The sequence below is a fragment of the Microbaculum marinisediminis genome (assembly GCF_025397915.1).
GTDB lineage: Bacteria > Pseudomonadota > Alphaproteobacteria > Rhizobiales > Tepidamorphaceae > Microbaculum > Microbaculum marinisediminis.
Genome location: NZ_JALIDZ010000012.1, coordinates 77,121 through 95,484 on the forward strand (window position 1 = coordinate 77,121; position 18,364 = coordinate 95,484).

Below are 18,364 nucleotides of genomic sequence, written 5' to 3' on the forward strand. Positions count from 1 at the left end.
GAGACCGTCGAACGCCGCTGTCAGCAAGCCAAAGACCCTCAGGTTGAGTAGCAAGCCGCGCTTTTTCCAGAAGGCGCTTTCGCTAGTCGCACTGGGGGCTCAGATGACGCTGCACCGCAACCGTTTCCGCACTTTCCGTTCCACCTTGCTTCTGTCGACGGCGCTTGCCGTCGCCGCCGGCGCGGCCGGCGCACAGGAAGCCGACGTCACTAACGTCCACCTCGACGAGATCACCATCGTTCCCTCCAAGACGGAGGAAGAAGCGGTCGATTCGCTGGCGTCGGTGAGCGTCGTCAATCAGTCGGAGCTGCAGATCCTGCAGCCGACCACAACCCAGGACATCTTCTTCGGGATGCCGAACGTCACCGTCGGCGTGTCGCAGGATGCAAGCCACGCCGGCTCGAGCTTCAACATCCGCGGCCTGCAGGATTTCGGCCGCGTACAGGTGATCCTCGATGGCGCCCGCAACAATTTCCAGCGCAACGACCACGGCGCGACCTCCACGGTCTGGATCGAGCCGGAGATGATCAACGCCGTGACCGTGGTGCGCGGACCCGTCTCGAACACCTACGGCTCCGGCGCCATCGGCGGCGTCATCGTCTTCGAGACCAAGTCGGCATCCGACTTCCTGAAGCCCGACGAGACGATCGCCGGTTCGATCAAGGGCCGCTACGAGACCAATGGCGACGGCAGGACGACCGCGGCAACCGGGGCGGCGCGCATCGGCGAGGCCTTCGACGTGATCGGCAATGTCGTCTACCGCGCGGCCGACGACTACGAGGACGGCAACGGCATGACCGTCCCCTATTCGCGCTACGACGTGCTGGGCGGTCTGGCCAAGGCCCGGTTCCGCCCCGCCGACGGCCACGAGATCACGCTGGGCTGGGTCGGCAACCACGACAACTGGTACGAATCCGGCACCGTTCAGGACGTCACGCTGGACGAGAATACCTTTACCGGCAAGTACACCTTCTCCACGCCCGACAATCCCTGGATCGACCTCACCGTCAGCGGATTCCACGTCGACGCGGATCAGTCGCAGACCTCGCAGGATCCCGCGTTCCGCTACAATCCGGCAACGGGCCTGCCGGTGTTCGTGCCCGCCGGCGCAACCCGCGAGTTCACCCTGCAGACGACCGGTTTCGACGGCTGGAACACGTCGCGCTTCGACACCGGGCCGCTACGTCACGCGGTGACCTACGGCGGCGACTGGTTCCGCGACACCGCGGAGACAATCGATCCGCTGAGCGGCGCGCAGGTCTACAATCCATCCGGCAAGCGCACCGCATACGGCGCCTACATCCAGGATCAGATCGAGTACTCGAACTGGCTGGAGGTGATCGGCGCCCTGCGCTGGGACGGCTATGAGCTCACCGGCAGCGGCGTCGACAATTCCGACGCCCGCGTTTCGCCGCGCCTCACCATCGGCGTGAAGCCGTTCGAGGAATCCTTCCTGCACGACGTCCAGATCTACGGCACCTACGCGGAGGGCTACCGCTCGCCGAGCATCATCGAGACGCTGATGACCGGCCTGCATCCCTCCGGCGTCGCATTCCCGTTCCTGCCCAATCCGAACCTGGTCCCGGAAACGGCGAAGACCTGGGAAATCGGCATCAACGTCAAGCGCGACGACGTGCTGGCGCCCGGTGACGGCTTCCGGATGAAGGCGGCATGGTTCCACAACGACGTCGACGACTATATCGGCCTCACCTACCTGTCGCCCTTCGATCCGACGGCCGGCTGCGCCTTCGTGCCGCTTCCCTGGTCGATCCCGATCTGCGCGCAATACCAGAACTTCGACCGGGTCGAGATCCAGGGCTTCGAACTGGAGGCGGTCTACGATACCGGCTGGATGTTCGCGAGCCTCCAGGGCTCGGCGATCACCGGGCGGGACTTTTCGACCTCGCCCGCCTCGCCGCTCCTGTCGGTGCCGCCCGACCAGGTCACCGGCCGCCTCGGCTTCCGCATGCTCGACGAAAAGCTGACCTTCGGGGGCGAGCTGCAGATGGTGCGACCCTATCGGGTCGGGAACTACGCGACCAACCCGGTGCTGCAGAGCTCGATCATCGACGGCTACGAGCTGGTGAACCTGTTCGCCTCCTACGCGCCGAACGACAACCTGCGCTTCGACGTCCGATTGGAGAACGTCTTCGACGTCGCCTACGGGAATTACCTCAACGTCGCCGCCGGATCGCCCATTCTCGAGCAGGGCTTCAACGCCAAGTTCGCCGCGACCCTGCGCTTCGGCGTGGACGGTGAGGAGCTGCCGGACGAGCCGGCCGCCTACAAGCCGTAATCTTCGGGAGCCCACACCATGAACGCCCGCGAGCCCGTAACCGGAAACGCCCCCCTGTCGCACGGCAGGGGGCCAATCCCCCGGTCCCGAAGCCGGTCTCGGCTTTCGTTCCTGGCCGCTATCGCCATGCTGGCGCTCCCGCTCCTGCCGGTCGGCGCCGGTTCGGCGAACGGCAAAGAGACAGCAATTCTGGTCGAGCTCAACCGGCTCGAAACGGTCGAGACCGCCTGCCGGCTGAGTTTCGTTCTGACCAATGGCCTGGACGTTTCCATCGAGACCCTCTCGGTCGAAGCGGTGTTGTTCGACACAGACGATCGTGTCGACCGGTTCCTCCTGCTGAAGACCCGCCCCTTGCCAAGCGGGCGTACGCGCGTCCAACAATTCGACGTGGCCAGCCTGTCCTGCGGACGAATCGCGCGCATCCTGCTCAATGATGTGACCGCATGCTCGGGCGACGGTCTGACGCCTTCGGCCTGTCTCGCCGCGCTCCGGCCGGCCAGTCGGGCGGACGTGCCCTTTACGACCGTGCTCGCCCCGATGGGTGACTAGTCAGGAGAAGACATGGACGAGACAACCGCACCTTCCGCGCCATTGCCCGGGCCCGGCCTCGCCGACGACGGCGTCGGCGGCGCAATCCTCTCGGGCCTGCATCAGATCCTGGACCTGGGAGGTCCGATCGTCGCGCTGTTGCTGGTCCTGTCCGTGATCGCCCTGACGATCGCGCTGGTGAAGGCCTGGCAATTCGTGCGTCTGCGGCCCGCGCGGATCCACCTGATCGCCGCCGTCGAGCGCTGGCGTCGCGGCGAGACCCGGCTGGCTGCCGAACAGGCCGCCCTCTGGAGCGGTCCCCTCGCCGCCGTCGTCAATAGCGCCATGACCGGACTTCTCTCCGGCGCGAGCGAGGATCACGTCCGCGAAGACGTCGAGCAGACCGCCGACGAGGCCGTCGGCGAGCTGCGCGCCTATCTGCGCGGGCTCGAGGCGATTGCCCAGGCCGCGCCGCTGCTCGGGCTCCTGGGCACCGTCATCGGCATGATCGACGCCTTCCGAGTGCTGGAATCGAGCGGCGGCGATGTCGACCCGGCCGGGCTGGCCGGCGGTATCTGGGTCGCACTTCTGACGACGGCCGTCGGCCTCGCCGTAGCGATTCCCGCGGCACTCCTGTTGCACTGGTTCGACGGGCGCGTGGACGGCGAACGGCGGACGATCGAGCGACTTGCGACCTTGGTCCTGACCAACCCGCCGCTGGCCGACGAGGCGGCGGATCCGGCGACAGCGGCTCCGGCGACGGTCGCGTTGCATCCGACAGCGGGCCGCGGCCATGCGCACTAGGTCCCTGCCCTCCATACGGCGAACGACCAGTCTGACGGCACTGGTCGACGTCGTCTTCCTTCTGCTCCTGTTCTTCATGCTGGCGTCGAGTTTCTCGCGCTTCTCCGAGATCGACGTGACCCTCGGCGGCAGCGGTGCCCCCGATATGCCGGTCGCGGAGCTGGCCAATGTCCTGCTCACGGTCGATGCGGATCGCCGTTTTGCCGTAAACGGTTTCGCCGTCGCCGCGGATACGCTTGCCGAGACCTTGCGCGACCTCGGCTCGGCCGAGACCCAGCGGATCCTGCTCAGGCCGACGACCCGGGCGACGGCGCAGGATATCATCACGGCGCTGGAAACCGCGCGCGGCGCGCGCGCCGGCGACGTCGTTCTGGTGCACTGAGGCGGATCGATGCGACTCTCCCCTCCCCCCAAACGCCGGTCCGACGACGGCATCGTGCCGCTCATCAACATCGTCTTCCTGCTGCTCATCTTCTTCCTGATCGCCGGCACCATCGCGCCGAAACCGGAGATAGACGTCGCCTATCCGGAGTCGGAGAGAAGCCCGGGCGCCAACGCGCCGGCGGACGCGGTCTACGTGTCGGCGGACCGTCGGATTTCCTATCGTGGCTTGCCGGTGGATCTCGGCGGGCTGGCGGCGATGGTCGGGGCGACCAATCCCGCATCACAGGATGCGCCGCTCGCCGTGGTCGTCGATCAAGCGCTGCCCGCGAAAGAGCTGTCTCCCGTGCTCGGCACCCTCGCCGCCGCCGGCGTCGTCAGGATCCGGCTGATCACCAGGCGCGGGGGCGGGTCGTGATCGGGGCCAGGCAGTGGGCCATCGCTGCCGCGATCGCGGTCGGATTGCACGGCATCGCGCTGGGCCTCGCCGGATACCCGTCCAAGGTGGCGATGGAAGGGGCGGCAGGCCGGCCCGGAACGGTGTGGGGTTTGCCGGTCGAGACGATCGCGGATGTCGTCGATCTCGCCGCCGAACCGACCGAGACCGGCGAGCCGCAGGCCACGGACACCCCGGAGAAGCCAGAGACGCTTGAGACGGCCGAGACGCCGGAAACATCCAAACCTGCCGGGACATCCGACGTTGCCGAAGCCGTGGCCGCCGATACCCCGGATGCACTCCAGCCGCCTGTCGGCCCCGAAACAGAACCGCTTGCGAAACCGACCGACGACGCCGCACAGGGTCTGGATACCCCGGCGCCCTCATCCTGGGACGGCGGCGAGGCGATCGCGGCACTGGAAACCGAATCGGCCGAATCAGCGGAGCCCGCCGCAACGTCCGGGGTCTCAGACCCGTCAGTCCCAGAACCGCAAATCTCCGCCCCCCGGGTCGCGGCCCTCGCCCCGGTCGATGAGGCCGAGCCCGTCACGGCCACCGACATCACCACACCGGTCCCCAGGGTCCGGCCGGCCGATGTCCCGCGCGTCGCGGCACCGCCAATAAAGCCCGAACCCGCAAAGAAGACGGCGCCGCAGCCGAAGGCCGCCGTCAAGCCATCCCCCTCGCAGTCCGCCGCGCGCACGCCTCCCGCGGCTGCGCCCGCCGGCGAACAGGTCGGCGGCGCCGGCAGGCAGCCATCGGACGGCGGACGGCACCTCGTCTCTTCCTATGCCGGCCGTGTGGCCTCGCATCTGCAACGGCACAAGCGCTACCCGAAGGAGGCCGCCACCAGGCGCCTGTCGGGCACAGCGACCATCACCTTCACCATCGCCGCCAACGGCCAGGTGCGGGCCGCGCGCCTGTCGCGCAGTTCCGGAACGAGCGCCTTCGATCGCGAGGTCGTCGCGATGGTCGGCCGCGCCGCGCCGTTTCCACCGATCCCGCAGGCGCTCGGCAGAAGCACCATGACCTTCACCGTCCCCATTCGTTTCAAGCCGCGTTGAGAAGACCGGCTCGAGCACCCATGTCTCAAGCAGAAGGGAGAATACCGATGTTCATCGCCATGAACCGTTTCAAGGTCGTCAAGGGCTCGGAAGCCGATTTCGAGAGCGTCTGGCGCAATCGCGACAGCCACCTCGACGACATGCCCGGCTTTGTCGAGTTTCATCTGCTGAAGGGGCCGGAACGGGACGATCACACGCTTTATTCTTCCCATACGGTCTGGAAGGACCGCGATGCCTTCGAGGCGTGGACCCGGTCCGAGGCCTTCCGCCAGGCGCACAAGAACGCCGGCAGCAACAAGCCGCTCTATCTCGGCCATCCCGAATTCGAAGGCTTCGAATCGGTGGTGGACCTGAAGAAGACAGCCGCGGCCGCCTGAATCGGCCGACGGCCGTCAGGAATGAGGTCCTCCCTCCTCCCGGCAGATCGGATCGTTTCGGATCACCGGGGCGCCGACGCGTCGGCGTGAAAAAGAACGGCACGGTCGCACCCAGGCGGCCGAAACACGACGCGGGCCCATGGCCCGCGTCGTCATGTGCTGGGATGGTTGCGACCCATAGTGTGTGCCAGCGCCGGGGCCGCGCATGGTGTCGAAGGTGTCCACGCGGCCGGCTTCAGCGCGGCTTGGCGAAGGGAATCCCGAGGGCCGCGGGCATCCGGCTGCTGCGCGAGCCGACCGCCAGCGAGACGATGGCCACGACGTATGGTGCGATCACGAAGAACTGGTAGGGCACCGCGGGAAAGATCGTCTGCAACCTGATCTGGGCCGCGTCGGCGATGCCGAAGACCAGCGCGACCAGCACGGCCGCCACCGGATTCCAGCGCGCGAAGACCACACAGGCGATGGCCAGGAAGCCACGTCCGGCGGTCATATTCTCCACGAACCCCCAAAGGTGCGCGGTCGACAGGAACGCTCCGCCCGCGCCCGCGAATCCGCCGGCGACCAGGACGCACAGGAACCTGACGCGGTCGACGTTGATTCCCGCCGAATCCGCGGCAACCGGCGTCTCCCCGACGGCCTTGATGATCACACCGAGCCGCGTGGCCCTGAACATGTAGGCCATGGCAATTGCGGACGCGACCGCGAGATAGACCAGCGCGTGCTGTCCGAACAGGATGGGCCCGATCACCGGGACGTCCGCGAGCCCGAGAATGTCCAGTTCGCGAAATCCGGGGATCTTGACCGCCGCCCCCGCCTCGCCGAGCGTCAGCCGATAGCCGTAGCCGGACAGGCCGAGGCCGAGGAACAGGAGGGCGATCCCCGACACGATCTGCTCGGTCTTGAGGCGCACCACGAAATAGGCATGCACGCCGGACATGGCGACACCGGCCACGATCGCCGCCAGAAGGCCCACCCATGGGCTTCCCGTATAGACGGCAAACAGGACGGCAACGAAGGCGCCGACCAGCATGATGCCCTCGATGCCCACGTTGATGACTCCGGCCCGCTCCGAGAGCGTCTCGCCGATAGCCGCGAGCGCGATCGGCGCGGCAAGCCGGATCCCGGCCGCGAGCAGCGAGCTCAGGAATACCACCTCATCCATTGGCCGATGCCCCCCGCATTCCGCCCGGGCCGCGGCGCAAGGCGATGCTGGCCGCAAGGAAGATCAGGATGATCGCCCCCTCCATGATGTTGATCAGCGGGAACGGCACAACACCGTTGCGCGCCAGCGCGCCAAGGCCTGAGTACAGCAACGAGAAACCGAACGCCGACACCGGAACAAGAAGCGGATTGAGGCGAGCGACCAGCGCCACGGCTATCGCGGCGATGCCGAAGCCCGGCGCGAACCCTTCCTGAAGACGGCCGTACAGTCCGGCCACCTCGACGGCGCCGGCCAGTCCGGCCAGCGCGCCGGATATCACCAGCACCGTCGCCGCCATGCGCGACGGGCTGATCCCGGCATACTGCGCGGCATGATCGTTCGACCCGACGACCGCGAGCCGGTATCCGAAGCGTCCGCGCATGACGACAAGCGCCACGACGACCACGGCCAGCACGGCGACGATCAGCCCCGCGTGTATCCGCGTTCCGTCGAATAGGACCGGCAGCCGCAGCGCCTGGTCGATCGCGTCGGTACGCGGAATGATCCTCATCTTCTCCTGAAGCGGACCGCGTACGAGCCACGACAGCATCTGCACGGCAACATAGTTCAGCATGATCGTCGCGATGATCTCGTTGCCGCCGAACCGCGCCTTGATGCCCCCGGCGATGCCGCCCCAGACGGCGCCCCCCAGGAATCCGAGGCCCAGGAAGAGCACGATCCCCGCGACGTTGGCGGGAAGAAGCGGCGCGGCGACAACGGCGACAACGCTGCCGGCGATCAGCTGGCCGTCCATGCCGATGTTGAAGATGCGCGCCTTGAACGCGATTGCGATGCCAAGCCCCATGATGGTGAGGGGAATCGTGCGCATCAGGGCTTCGAGCAGGCCGGCGCGCGTAAACAGCGCCCGCTCGACGATGCCGTAGACGATATCGGCCGGATTGGCGCCGGCGAGCAGGATCGCGATCACGACCATCGCGACGAGAAACGCCACGGCGACCAGCGCCGGTTTCCGCAGTTCGGTCCCCGTCATGCCGGCACGTCCTCGTGCCCGGCAATCCAGGCACCGATTGTTCGCCGGTCGACCTCGGCGCACCGCGCCGGTCCGAATGTCCGCCCGCCGGCAAAGACCAAGATCCGGTCGGCGATCTTGAGGATTTCGTCGATGTCGGAAGACAGGAGGAGGATCGACCGGCCCGCCTCCCGCGCCTCGTCGAGCACCTGATGGACGAAGGCGATGGTGTTCAAGTCGAGACCACGCGAGGGATGGGCGGCGAGGATCAGCCGGGGATCGCCATCGAGCTCGCGCGCCAGCACCACCTTCTGCTGATTGCCGCCGGACAGGTTCTTCATGCGCTCGCCGCTGCCCGGCGCACGCACCTTGAACCGGGAAATCCGTTCGTCGACCACCTGCGCCAGGTATCGGTTTCTCAGCAGGCCGAACCGCGTGAAGCCCGGATCGTCGAGATGGCTGAGCAGATAGTTCTTGGCCAGGCTCATGTCGCCCACGATTCCGGATCGCCGGCGGTCTTCGGGTATATGACTGACGCCGGCTCGCCGCAGCCGCGCCGGCGTCCAGTCGCTCATCCGGGAATTGAGGCCCAGGCAGTCGACTTCTCCATCGGCGGGGCGCTGCATGCCGGCGAGGCATCGGACGAGTTCGCTCTGGCCGTTGCCGTCGACACCGGCGGCGGCGACGATTTCGCCGGCGTGGAGTTCAAGCGACAGGCCGGCGACCGCAACCGATCCGTTCGGCCGGTGCAGGGTCACGTCACGGACGCGGCACACGACTTTTCCGGGCGGATGCGTATGTCCGACGCTGTCATCCGCGGTTGCGCCTTCGGACGGTATCTGAACCTCCGCGCGCGCCTCGGCGTCCGCCCCGACCATATGCGACACGATGGTATCCGCGGACAGACCGCGCACCGGAAGACTGGCGGCCACCGCCCCGTTGCGCAGGATCACCGCGCGGTCTGCGACCGCGAAAATATCCTCGAGTTTGTGGGTGATAAGCACCACGGAAACGCCCTGCCCCTTGAGCCCGCGGACCGTCTCGAACAGGCGTGCCTTGTCTTCCGCGCCCAGCACCGCGGTCGGCTCGTCGAGAATCAGCAGGCGGACCTCGTGCATCAGTGCCTTGATGATCTCGATGCGCTGCTGATGCGCGACGTCGAGGCTGTCGATGCGCTGGCGCTTGTCGAACTGGAAACCGAGTGTCTCGGCGACCTTGCCCGCCCGCGCTCCCAGAGCCGAGCGATCGATCTTTCCAAGCCCGATTTCCCGGGCCTGGAGGGCGATGTTGTCGAGCGCGGACAGGGTGGGCACGAGCATGTAGTGCTGATGCACCACCCCGATCCCCGCCTCGACGGAGTCCGCGGGCGTGGCGAAGACGGTCGGCACGCCATCGATCTCGATGGCGCCCTCGTCCGGCGGGAAGACGCCCGACAGCATGTTGACGATCGTCGACTTGCCGGCACCGTTTTCGCCGACCAGGGCGAGGACCTCGCCCTGGCCGATTTCCAGATCGACGGCCCTGTTTGCGACGACGTCTCCGAACCGCTTCGTCACGCCGCGCAGCGCGACGAGCGGCGTCGCGAGGTTCTCGGTCACGGCTGCCGCCGGCTCAGGGCAGATCTTGGATCTTGCCGGCACGGATATCCTCGACCAGCGTGTCGATCCGTGCCTTGTCCTCTGCCGGGATAGCCGCCTCGAAGTCGCGCAGAGGCGCCATGCCGATGCCGCCTTCCTCGAGCCCGAGGACATAAGTCTCCGGTTTGAGGGTACCGTCCATCAGCTTGCTTACCGCCAGGTCGATGTTGACGTCCATGTTGATAAGCGCCGTCGTGATGATTGTTTCCGGCGCCATGGCATGGCTGTCGAACGCGGTGCCGATCGCGAGAACCTCGGCCTTCTGCGCCGACTGGATCGTTCCGACGACGTTCTCGTTGCCCGTCGACGTGACGACGTCCGCCCCCTGCTCGATCAGCGAGGTCGTGATCTCCGCGCCGCGCGCGATGTCGGAGAACGAACCGACATAGGCCGAAAGCACCTCGGTATCCGGGCGCATCGCCTTGGCGCCCCGCTCGAAGCCGAGATTGTAGTCCTCGATGACCGGCACCGGGATCGCGCCGATATGGCCGATCTTGCCGCTCTTCGAGAACAGCGCGGCCACCGCGCCGGCCATGTAGCCGGCATCGCCCCAACGATTGTCGAACGAGGCCACATTGGGTTCGGCGGCCACCTGGGCCGTGTTCACCACGAACCAGGTGTCGGGATAGTCTGCATGGATCTCCATCACGGGCTCAGCGAACTGGAACCCGTGGCCGATGACCATGTCGTAGCCCTCTTCCGCGTAGGACCGGAGCACGTCCTGGATCTGCGCGAAATCGGTGTTCTCGCGAACAGCCACCTCGATATCGTACTTGGCCTTGGCGGCCTCGATCCCCTTGTTCGCGGCGGAATTGAACGTCCCGTCCGTAATCGGCCCGGGGAGCACCAGGGCTACTCGCTTCGTCTCGGCCTGGCCCGGTGCCGTCGCCATGACGACGGCAAGAACGGTTCCTGCAATTAGCTTCCACATGTCGGTTTCCTCTTTTTTGGCTAGGTGCCGCCTGATTTATTTTTTTCTGGAGATGGTCTGCCGGCTTCAGCGATTCAGCCTCTCCAGTATCTCGTCCACGGTCATCACATCTCCGAACTGCTGGATGATGTTCTCGAGCGTGCCGCGGTGCTCGGCCTCCGACAGAGCGGCGGTGCCGTCCGAAACCATCACCACCTTGAAATCCATCATCATCGCGTCGCGGGCGGTGGATTCGCAGCACACGTTGGTCTTCGTGCCGCAGATCAGCAGGGTGTCGATGTTCAGGCTCCGCAGGACGCGCTCAAGCTGGGAGGATCCCGGAACGAGCGCGCTGTAGCGGTTCTTGAAGAGCTTGATGTCCGGCTCCTCGACCGTGAGTTCATGCCAGATATCCTGGCCCGAGCCGCCGGGCGAAAGGCTTTCGATGGTCCGCGAGCGGACATCGTCGGAGACGAAGAAATCGAAGAAGTTGCGCCAGTCGCTGCTGTCGCCCGTGCCCACATTGGCATGCGTGCACCAGACCACGGTACCGCCGGCGCGGCGCAGGCCGTCGGCGAGCCGGTTGATCGATGGCACGATGTCGCGCGACGCCGGCACCTCCGCCGGTGCGCCCGGCTCGCAGAAAGTCTTCTGCATGTCGATCACGACCAGGGCCGTGCGCTTCGCCTCGAGATCATCGAACAGATGCAGACGTCCGCGCCGCGCCACCACCCGATCGATTATGTGCTGACTTATCATTTTAGAGTCCTTCATCAGAATGACAGACCGTCCGAGAAGACCCACAGAAGCTCCGCGGGCCCGTCGCTGTCGTTGTACCAGCGGTGAGGCGTATCCGATTGAAAGTGCAGGGAATCCCCCTGTGCGATTTCAACGATCGTCCCATCGATGTCGTAAGTGATCCGTCCGGACAGTACATGGGCCAGTTCCTCGCCGGGATGGGACATGAACTCCTCGCCGGAATGGGCGCCCGGCCCAATCGTGCCGATGCGCGATTCCAGCAGGCCGGGCACGAACCCGCTGCTCAGGTCTTCGAGCACGAGGGCCATTTCCGGGAAGGAACGCCTGCCCCTCTGGTTGCGCCGGACGACGGAATAGCGCGCATGCTGCGTGCGGGTCCGGTCGAGCAGAAAACCCAGATTGGCCTGCAGCGCCGTGGCCAGGTTGATCGCGTTGACGAGGCTCGGTTTGAGCAATCCGTTCTCGATCTTGCTGATCGTGCTGACCGGCACGCCGGAACGCTTGGCGAGTGCCGCAATGCTCAACCCCTGATCCTGGCGCAGTTGCCGGATCCGGAGGCCGAGCGTATCCGCGGCCTTGCTCATGTCCTTACCCCCTCACCCGATCGATCAGGAACGGCTCGTCCTTGAGGGCGGTTTCCGTGTCCAGGGCGACACCGCAGCCCGGGCAATAGAACCGGCGCAGCATCAGGTTCGGATCGGTCGCAGCGAAGACGGCGCCCGCGCTTTCGCAGAGCGGGCTCTCCTCGAGCCGGGCCGCCTCCTTCCAGATGGCGTCCGCGGAGCACAGCCGGTGGCCGCAGGAGCGGCAGACCAGCGCCTCGCCGGGACCATCCACCGAACGATCGATCGTCGCGGAGTAAGGTCGTTTCTCGCTCATCACACCAGCTCCCTGCCAAGCCGCGCCGCCATCCGGCCCTTGCGCAGGCGTTCCGTTTCCGCCTGGTCGACGGCGCCACCTTCGCCAAGCGCGACACCGTAGATTTCCTCGGCAGCCGACCGGCTGACGAGCCCCTCACGCACATCGCCGGCGACCCGATCGGGATCTCGCGCCAGCGGATCGCCATAGCCGCCGCCGCCGTTCCAGCGCACGTACAGCGCGTCCTTGCCCATCAGCGGAAACACGCCCCAGGACACCGGCTCGGCCCGGCCGTCCAGCCGGTCGTCCTGCACCCCGCCCTCGCCGGGAACCTCGTCATGCTTGATCCAGAGGTACCGGTTCGGCGCACCGGGATAGCCGCCGGCGAGGCCGTCGCTCATCGGATGGCGGGCGCCCTTGCCGGAAATCACGTAGTGGATTCCTCCGTCGGGCGCCTTGTGCGGGACGATCGCCAGTTCGCCGCCGGTGCCGCCGCGCCACTCTCCCGGCCCTCCGGAATCGGTCATCCGCTTGCGGAAGAGATAGCGGACCGGAAAGTTCGCCTCGACGGTTTCGACGTTCGCCATCCGCGAAATCGGGTTGGGAATTTCCCCGCCGATTTCCACGCCGTCGGCGAACGACCGCGCACCGCCGGCCCCGGCGAACGTCTCGGTCAGGATGCCGATCGACTCGCCGCCCTTCTGGTTGCGGCCGAATTTGAAAATGGCGAAATGATTGGCGTGCCAGACTGCGGTCGCCTGGCTGCGATACTTCTCGCTGGCCGCGAGCATCTTGCCGATCGTCGCGCAGGCCGCATTGTTGACGGACTGGATCGCGGCAACCGTCGCCACCGACACCGGCGCCGGCCGGGTGCAGTTCACGATGGAGCCGTCCGGCGCAATCATCTCGACCGGTTCGATGACGCCCTCGTTCCAGGTGATGTCGTAGCACAGCAGCGGAAACAGCGGGGCGAACAAGCCGCCGAGCGACGCCCATTTCGTGCAGTTGATCGCGTAGCGGCTTTGCGGGCTGGACCCGGTGAAGTCGAACACCAGCCGGTCGTCGGACTTGGTCATCGTCAGCCGGACCACCGCGGTCTCGCCGTCCACATCGAGATACTGCCGCGACTGCCAGGACCCGTCGGGAAGTTCGCGAAGCCGCGCCCGGAACAGGTCCTCCGACTGCCGGATCAGTTCCGAGCCCGCCGCATCCACGGTTTCGGGCCCGTATTTCTCGATCAGCGCCTGCATCCGTTCGCGCGCCACGTTGTTGCAGGCGATCATGGAGCGCAGATCCAGCGTCACCATCTCAGGCGAGCGCACCATGTTGAGCATCGTGTCGAGCACGTCGTCGACCATCTCGCCCTGATCGACGATCTTGATGCCCGGAGACGAGAAGCCCTCCGTGAAGATATCCGGCGACTGCGGGCTGAACCCCCCGGGATTCATTGCGCCGATGTCGTAGACATGCACGAAGCAGGCACTCCAGGCGACTAGCTTGCCGTCATAGTGGATGGGCGCCACCAGGTAGATGTCGGACGTATGCAGCGCCGCCGTGTAGGGGTCGTTGAGAAGGAAGACATCGCCTTCGCGGATGCGTCCCTCGAACCGCCGGATGATCGCCTTGCAGGCTTCGGCGGCACTGGTCAGATGGTGCAGGAAACCGACGCCGCCCATCAACAGCGATCCGTCCGCCCGGTACAGCGAGACCATCAGGTCGTGGCCTTCGTTCGTGATGGCGCTGCCGGAGACGTGCTTCAGGGTGATCACCGCCTCGTCGATGATGCGGAACAGACGGTGCCGGATAATCGAAAACGTCATCGGGTCCATGATGGTCACCCCTCCAGCTCGAGCACGATGTTGCGGTAGCCGTCCATCCGGGCCGTCTGGTCTGCCTGTACGGCGATCGTGGTAATCGGCGTGTGGATGACAGCGGGCCCGGCCAGGCGGTTGCCCGGTTCAAGTCGGGTAAAGTCGTAGATGTCGGCCTCCACCAGCGCGCCGTGCCTTTCGGAAAAGACGGGACGCCGGCCGATCTTCGCCGCGCCTGCATCCGCGGCCCCTTCGGCCACCTTCGGAAGGTTCGGACGCTCGATCTTCCCGCTCGCCGTCAGTCGGAACATCGTCATCTCGACACCGGCCTCGCGATAGGCCGAGCCCTTGCCGAACTTGCGCTCGTACAGGGCCTCGAAGTCCGCGATCAGCGTCTCGAGACCGGCCTGGTCGAGTGGCGTCGCCGCGCGGATCGGCGTCGTGACCTCGTGCACCTGCCGGCGATAGCGCAGGTCCACCGACCAGTTCAGGGCGATCCGGTCCTCTGGAAAGCCCTCGCTCAGGAGCTGCTCGCATGCCTGCTCGGCCAGCGGGGCGAAAATCGCGTTGACCTCTTCCGCGGAGGCCTCGGCCGGCAAGGTCGTGGTCGTCGAATACTCGTGGCGGACGTCGGCGGTGACCAGCCCGAAGGCGCAGTTGACCGACGCGGTATACGGAATGACGATCCGGCGCACTTGGAGTTCGCTGCCGAAGGCGGATGCCAGCATGCCGCACGAGCCGCCGAAGGAATGCAGAACGAATTCGCGCGGATCGAGACCCCGCTCGACGGTGATCTTGCGGATTAGGTCGGTGATCTGGGCCGAGGCGACGCGATAGATACCGATCGCCGCCTCCTCCACGGAGACGCCGAGCGGACCGGCGATTCTGTCCTGGAACGCCCGGCGGGCACCGTCGGCGTCCAGCGACATGGAGCCCCGCAGGAAGTGGCCCGGATCCATGTAGCCGATCAGCAGCATCACGTCCGTCAAGGTCGGTTCGGTGCCGCCCAGCCCGTAGCATACCGGGCCGGGACGGGAGCCGGCCGAGCGCGGCCCGACGGTCGGCAGCTGCGTCTTCGGATCCAGCTGGATAATACTGCCCCCACCGGCGCCGATTGAAACAACATCGATCTTCGGCGCCACGTAGTGATACCGGTCGACGAGCGGTTCCCGGGCGAATTCGATCTCGCCCTTCTGAATGACGCCAACCTTGAAGGTCGTGCCACCCATGTCGGCGGCGATAATGTCGGCGTCACCCATCATGTCGCCGAGGAACTTCGCCCCGATGACGCCCGCCGCCGGCCCGCATTCTATCATGCCGACCGAGCGCTCGGAGGCCTCGTTCACCGGCAGAAGGCCGCCATAGCCCTGCATCACCATGGTCTGGCCCCGATAGCCGTTGCGGCGCAGCTGGGCCTCGAGATCGTTGAGATAGTCCCGGGCGATCCGGCCGGCATAGGCATTGATGACCGCCGTCGACGTGCGTTCGTACTCACCGGGAACCGGCGCGATATCGCTCGAAATCGTCACGTAGGTTTCCGGCGAGACCCGCCTGATGACGTCCCGCACGGCGCGTTCGTGTTCGGGGTTGAAGAACGACCAAAGGAACGAGACCGCGATTGCCTCGACCTTCTTGTCTTCGACGAGGAACCGGACGGCCTGTTCGGCACTGGCCAGATCGATCGGCTCGACGATGTCTCCATCGCAATCGACGCGTTCCCGCACGCCGGCAATCGCATCGCTGGCGATCAGCGGCTCGGCCCGGCTGGTCGTCACCGGGTTCTTTATGCCGTCCTCGGTGAGCCCCGACCAGCGGCCGTAGGCCCCGCGCGTGACGAACAGCGTGTCCTCGAAGCCCTCGGTGGCGATGAGCCCGGTCGGCGCGCCGTCCCGCGTCAGCAGCGTGTTGTCGGCAACGGTCGAGCCGTGCATGAAAAGCGTCGTATTTTCAAGCACCTGCTGCAGCGGAAGGCCCATGACCTCGACGGCGGACCCGATCGAGCTCAGGACGCCCGTGGCGAAGTCCGGAGGCGTCGAAAGCGCCTTGCCGATATGAATGTCCCCGGTCGACGATACGATGATCGTGTCGGTGCACGTTCCACCGACATCGGTCGCGACGAGATAGCTGATTTCAGTCATGCGGCCGGGTTTCCTTGTCTTCAGTCTTGCGATGCTGCGCCGTTCGTGCGGACGGCTTCCACGACGAGAACCTGACTGTCGCCGCCGTCCGGGCGCCACGCGCCCTCGACACCGGCGTCGATGTGCAGGCTGTCGCCCCGGCGCAGCTTGATCGTCTCTCCATCCACGTCCACGGAAACGGAGCCCTTGAGGACGTGATAGAAAACGGGGTTGGCGGGATGCGGAATCGATGCGGCGGGGTCGGATGGCGTGACGATGCGCGAGGCCATCCGCGGATCCTGCAACGTCCGGACGAGCGGGGTCACGCCGTCGCCCAGGTCGGCGGCACGTGTGACGTCCGGCTGCGGAGGCTCGGACCGGGCCACCTCGACCAACTCGTCGAGCGTCAGTCCGAGTGAATCGACGACCGCGACCATGGTCGCCAGCGCGGGATTTGAGCGCCCCGCCTCCAGCTCGCGAATTGCCCGCGGCGAAAGTCCCGCGGCGTTGGCAAGCTGGTTCTGCGTCATCCTTTCACGCTCGCGGGCCTGCCGGACCTGGTGCCCGATACGGCGCAGCTCCCTTGGACCAAATAGCGGTGAAAGTCGGACGGTCATCGGCAGAAACTTTCATTTGGTTCCGAAGTATGGTCGTAAGTGAAATTTCGTGTCAACGGAAAATCTCAATGCGCGCCGCATGTCTTCGGCAAGCTGTCCGGTTCGTATGGATCTCCTCGGCAGATTCGCCCTGCGTATAGCCTGAGTTCGAATGGCAGAAATGGTCGTAACGGGCGTGCCCGCTTCGATGTAAGGGCGCGGTTCACCGAATGAGGGCGGCCCGTTGCGCGGGGGGCGGAAAGCAAACACGGATCATTCCGTGCTTGCCGGCCGAACGGCTTCTGCGAAAAGCTTGATGGCACCCCGAATGACGCCCTGTTGAGACGCAACGTCTTCCACACGCTCCAGTGAACACAGGTGCGGACCAGATAATGGATCCACGGCGCATCCTCCCTGCTCTTCCCGGCGCTATCGAAGGCCGATACGAACCGCCGAGCCGCCCCGCACGCGCTGCCGCGAGCCGGCCGTCAGCCGGCTGCAAAACGCATCGGCCCTCGACGCTGAACGCCCTGTGGAAAACCTCGGCTGCGGAGAGCTGTTATGCGCGGGAACAGACTGCCCCCATGTGCAGGGCCTAAGGGCAAGCGTGCCCGGCAGGGCGCGGGAAGACGGGCGCCCCTCACCGGCGGGCTCTTCCGCCTGTCAGCGGCCCTCCCCGGCCGCCTGTCTCGCCATATTTAGGCGCAGGGCCGCACGACGGGGCCGACGATCAAGGACGCAACGATCCGGGAGACCGCGACGCCCTGCGAGAATCGCCAGGGCTCACCGGCGGAGGCCGGGCTTTCTAAGCCGGACGGAAAGAATGTCGAAATGTTCGGGGAAATGGCGGGAGTGACGGGACTCGAACCCGCGGCCTCCGGCGTGACAGGCCGGCGCTCTAACCAACTGAGCTACACCCCCGAACGCGCGGGATGTGTTCCCCGCATCAGGTTGCTTCGACTTAAGTGACCGCCCGATCCAAGTCAAGCGGCCCGATCGCGAATTCGGAGCAATCTGAGCCCCTATTCACGGAAATCTGCCGTCGCTGGCTATGTCCCTGATGTGAGGGACGATTCAAGGACGCCAACAACGGGAAAAATGGTGGGCGGTGAGAGGCTCGAACTCCCGACATCCACGGTGTAAACGTGGCGCTCTACCAACTGAGCTAACCGCCCTCGCCCGCTTTATCGCGGGTGCTTTCGATGTATCGCCCGCCCGGCGCATGCGCAAGGCACAACGACACATCGAAAAGCCCCGTGCCGTTGTCCGGACACGGGGCCTTTCGTCAGTCTGATCAAACAGGCGCCCGGAGGCGCCGCAGATCACTTCACAGCGTCTTTGAGACCCTTGCCGGCCTTGAACTTCGGCAGCTTGGTCGCAGCGATCTGAATAGGCTCGCCCGTCTTCGGGTTACGGCCGGTCGAAGCCGCGCGCTCGGCGACGGAAAACGTCCCGAAACCGGCAATCTTCACTTCATCGCCACTCTTGAGGGCCCCCGTGATCGCGTCCAGCACGGCATCCACGGCACCAGCCGCCTGGGCCTTGGGGAGCGACGAGTCGTTCGCGACCTGCGCGATGAGATCGGCCTTGTTCACGGTCTTATCCTTTCGTCCACG

At 66.0% G+C, this 18,364-nt stretch carries 18 protein-coding genes and 2 tRNA genes; 7 read left to right on the forward strand and 13 right to left on the reverse strand.

Annotated features, from left to right (window positions below; genetic code table 11):
• The first annotated feature begins 103 nt into the window (after positions 1 to 103).
• The 7 genes from MUB46_RS21310 to hmuQ all read left to right on the forward strand — a co-directional run bounded on the left by MUB46_RS21310 (position 104) and on the right by hmuQ (position 5,886).
• Positions 104 to 2,296, forward strand: coding sequence for a TonB-dependent hemoglobin/transferrin/lactoferrin family receptor (locus tag MUB46_RS21310; protein ID WP_261617996.1), 2,193 nt, complete (start codon positions 104 to 106; stop codon positions 2,294 to 2,296).
• Positions 2,297 to 2,422: 126 nt separating this feature from the next.
• Entirely contained in the window at positions 2,423 to 2,845 is a 423-nt protein-coding gene (locus MUB46_RS21315) for a hypothetical protein (protein ID WP_261617997.1), read from the forward strand.
• Between the two features lie 12 nt (positions 2,846 to 2,857).
• Positions 2,858 to 3,628 carry a MotA/TolQ/ExbB proton channel family protein gene (locus tag MUB46_RS21320; protein WP_261617998.1) on the forward strand — a complete coding sequence of 257 codons (771 nt, stop codon included), beginning with the start codon at positions 2,858 to 2,860 and terminating at the stop codon, positions 3,626 to 3,628.
• The gene (locus MUB46_RS21325) at positions 3,618 to 4,010 is read left to right on the forward strand and encodes an ExbD/TolR family protein (RefSeq protein WP_261617999.1); all 393 of its coding nucleotides are present in this window, start codon (positions 3,618 to 3,620) and stop codon (positions 4,008 to 4,010) included. The genes MUB46_RS21320 and MUB46_RS21325 overlap by 11 nt, the downstream gene beginning before the upstream one ends.
• A gap of 9 nt (positions 4,011 to 4,019) precedes the next feature.
• Complete coding sequence (locus tag MUB46_RS21330; RefSeq protein ID WP_261618000.1) at positions 4,020 to 4,427, forward strand: ExbD/TolR family protein; 408 nt, start codon at positions 4,020 to 4,022, stop codon at positions 4,425 to 4,427.
• Between the two features lie 44 nt (positions 4,428 to 4,471).
• Positions 4,472 to 5,509, forward strand: coding sequence for an energy transducer TonB family protein (locus tag MUB46_RS21335; RefSeq protein WP_261618001.1), 1,038 nt, complete (start codon positions 4,472 to 4,474; stop codon positions 5,507 to 5,509).
• A 47-nt stretch (positions 5,510 to 5,556) separates the two neighbouring features.
• Positions 5,557 to 5,886 (forward strand): heme-degrading protein HmuQ, encoded by a 330-nt coding sequence (hmuQ, locus tag MUB46_RS21340; protein ID WP_261618002.1) that lies wholly within the window; start codon positions 5,557 to 5,559, stop codon positions 5,884 to 5,886.
• 235 nt (positions 5,887 to 6,121) lie between these two features.
• Here the strand turns inward: hmuQ and MUB46_RS21345 are convergent, their stop codons facing one another.
• From MUB46_RS21345 to MUB46_RS21405, 13 genes are all read right to left on the reverse strand, one after another.
• Entirely contained in the window at positions 6,122 to 7,051 is a 930-nt protein-coding gene (locus MUB46_RS21345; RefSeq protein WP_261618003.1) for an ABC transporter permease, read from the reverse strand.
• Positions 7,044 to 8,081 (reverse strand): ABC transporter permease, encoded by a 1,038-nt coding sequence (locus MUB46_RS21350; RefSeq protein WP_261618004.1) that lies wholly within the window; start codon positions 8,079 to 8,081, stop codon positions 7,044 to 7,046. Before MUB46_RS21350 ends, MUB46_RS21345 begins: the two co-directional genes overlap by 8 nt.
• Positions 8,078 to 9,658: an ABC transporter ATP-binding protein gene (locus tag MUB46_RS21355; protein WP_261618005.1), complete on the reverse strand. Its 1,581-nt coding sequence runs from the start codon at positions 9,656 to 9,658 to the stop codon at positions 8,078 to 8,080. The genes MUB46_RS21350 and MUB46_RS21355 overlap by 4 nt, the downstream gene beginning before the upstream one ends.
• Positions 9,659 to 9,671: 13 nt before the next feature.
• Positions 9,672 to 10,628 (reverse strand): BMP family protein, encoded by a 957-nt coding sequence (locus MUB46_RS21360; protein WP_261618006.1) that lies wholly within the window; start codon positions 10,626 to 10,628, stop codon positions 9,672 to 9,674.
• Positions 10,629 to 10,694: 66 nt separating this feature from the next.
• Positions 10,695 to 11,366: an isochorismatase family protein gene (locus MUB46_RS21365; RefSeq protein WP_261618007.1), complete on the reverse strand. Its 672-nt coding sequence runs from the start codon at positions 11,364 to 11,366 to the stop codon at positions 10,695 to 10,697.
• A 14-nt stretch (positions 11,367 to 11,380) separates the two neighbouring features.
• Positions 11,381 to 11,950 (reverse strand): helix-turn-helix domain-containing protein, encoded by a 570-nt coding sequence (locus MUB46_RS21370; RefSeq protein WP_261618008.1) that lies wholly within the window; start codon positions 11,948 to 11,950, stop codon positions 11,381 to 11,383.
• Between the two features lie 4 nt (positions 11,951 to 11,954).
• Positions 11,955 to 12,245, reverse strand: coding sequence for an acetone carboxylase subunit gamma (locus MUB46_RS21375; protein WP_261618009.1), 291 nt, complete (start codon positions 12,243 to 12,245; stop codon positions 11,955 to 11,957).
• Complete coding sequence (locus MUB46_RS21380; protein WP_261618010.1) at positions 12,245 to 14,053, reverse strand: hydantoinase B/oxoprolinase family protein; 1,809 nt, start codon at positions 14,051 to 14,053, stop codon at positions 12,245 to 12,247. Before MUB46_RS21380 ends, MUB46_RS21375 begins: the two co-directional genes overlap by 1 nt.
• 5 nt (positions 14,054 to 14,058) lie before the next feature.
• Positions 14,059 to 16,173 (reverse strand): hydantoinase/oxoprolinase family protein, encoded by a 2,115-nt coding sequence (locus tag MUB46_RS21385; RefSeq protein WP_261618011.1) that lies wholly within the window; start codon positions 16,171 to 16,173, stop codon positions 14,059 to 14,061.
• Between the two features lie 20 nt (positions 16,174 to 16,193).
• Positions 16,194 to 16,769, reverse strand: coding sequence for an XRE family transcriptional regulator (locus MUB46_RS21390; protein ID WP_261618012.1), 576 nt, complete (start codon positions 16,767 to 16,769; stop codon positions 16,194 to 16,196).
• Between the two features lie 823 nt (positions 16,770 to 17,592).
• A tRNA-Asp gene (locus MUB46_RS21395) sits at positions 17,593 to 17,669 on the reverse strand.
• A 178-nt stretch (positions 17,670 to 17,847) separates the two neighbouring features.
• Positions 17,848 to 17,923 (reverse strand) — tRNA-Val (locus MUB46_RS21400).
• Between the two features lie 147 nt (positions 17,924 to 18,070).
• A complete protein-coding gene (locus MUB46_RS21405) occupies positions 18,071 to 18,343 on the reverse strand; it encodes an HU family DNA-binding protein (protein WP_261618013.1) in 273 nt (90 codons plus the stop codon).
• Positions 18,344 to 18,364: the final 21 nt, after the last annotated feature.

What these genes read in the sequence shown, in the direction of transcription:
- MUB46_RS21310 (WP_261617996.1), top strand. Translation starts at nt 104, where the DNA reads ATGACGCTGCACCGCAACCGTTTCCGCACTTTCCGTTCCACCTTGCTT.
- MUB46_RS21315 (WP_261617997.1), top strand. Translation starts at nt 2,423, where the DNA reads ATGCTGGCGCTCCCGCTCCTGCCGGTCGGCGCCGGTTCGGCGAACGGC.
- MUB46_RS21320 (WP_261617998.1), top strand. Translation starts at nt 2,858, where the DNA reads ATGGACGAGACAACCGCACCTTCCGCGCCATTGCCCGGGCCCGGCCTC.
- MUB46_RS21325 (WP_261617999.1), top strand. Translation starts at nt 3,618, where the DNA reads ATGCGCACTAGGTCCCTGCCCTCCATACGGCGAACGACCAGTCTGACG.
- MUB46_RS21330 (WP_261618000.1), top strand. Translation starts at nt 4,020, where the DNA reads ATGCGACTCTCCCCTCCCCCCAAACGCCGGTCCGACGACGGCATCGTG.
- hmuQ (WP_261618002.1), top strand. Translation starts at nt 5,557, where the DNA reads ATGTTCATCGCCATGAACCGTTTCAAGGTCGTCAAGGGCTCGGAAGCC.
- MUB46_RS21345 (WP_261618003.1), bottom strand. Translation starts at nt 7,051, where the DNA reads ATGGATGAGGTGGTATTCCTGAGCTCGCTGCTCGCGGCCGGGATCCGG.
- MUB46_RS21350 (WP_261618004.1), bottom strand. Translation starts at nt 8,081, where the DNA reads ATGACGGGGACCGAACTGCGGAAACCGGCGCTGGTCGCCGTGGCGTTT.
- MUB46_RS21360 (WP_261618006.1), bottom strand. Translation starts at nt 10,628, where the DNA reads ATGTGGAAGCTAATTGCAGGAACCGTTCTTGCCGTCGTCATGGCGACG.
- MUB46_RS21365 (WP_261618007.1), bottom strand. Translation starts at nt 11,366, where the DNA reads ATGATAAGTCAGCACATAATCGATCGGGTGGTGGCGCGGCGCGGACGT.
- MUB46_RS21370 (WP_261618008.1), bottom strand. Translation starts at nt 11,950, where the DNA reads ATGAGCAAGGCCGCGGATACGCTCGGCCTCCGGATCCGGCAACTGCGC.
- MUB46_RS21375 (WP_261618009.1), bottom strand. Translation starts at nt 12,245, where the DNA reads ATGAGCGAGAAACGACCTTACTCCGCGACGATCGATCGTTCGGTGGAT.
- MUB46_RS21380 (WP_261618010.1), bottom strand. Translation starts at nt 14,053, where the DNA reads ATGGACCCGATGACGTTTTCGATTATCCGGCACCGTCTGTTCCGCATC.
- MUB46_RS21385 (WP_261618011.1), bottom strand. Translation starts at nt 16,173, where the DNA reads ATGACTGAAATCAGCTATCTCGTCGCGACCGATGTCGGTGGAACGTGC.
- MUB46_RS21390 (WP_261618012.1), bottom strand. Translation starts at nt 16,769, where the DNA reads ATGACCGTCCGACTTTCACCGCTATTTGGTCCAAGGGAGCTGCGCCGT.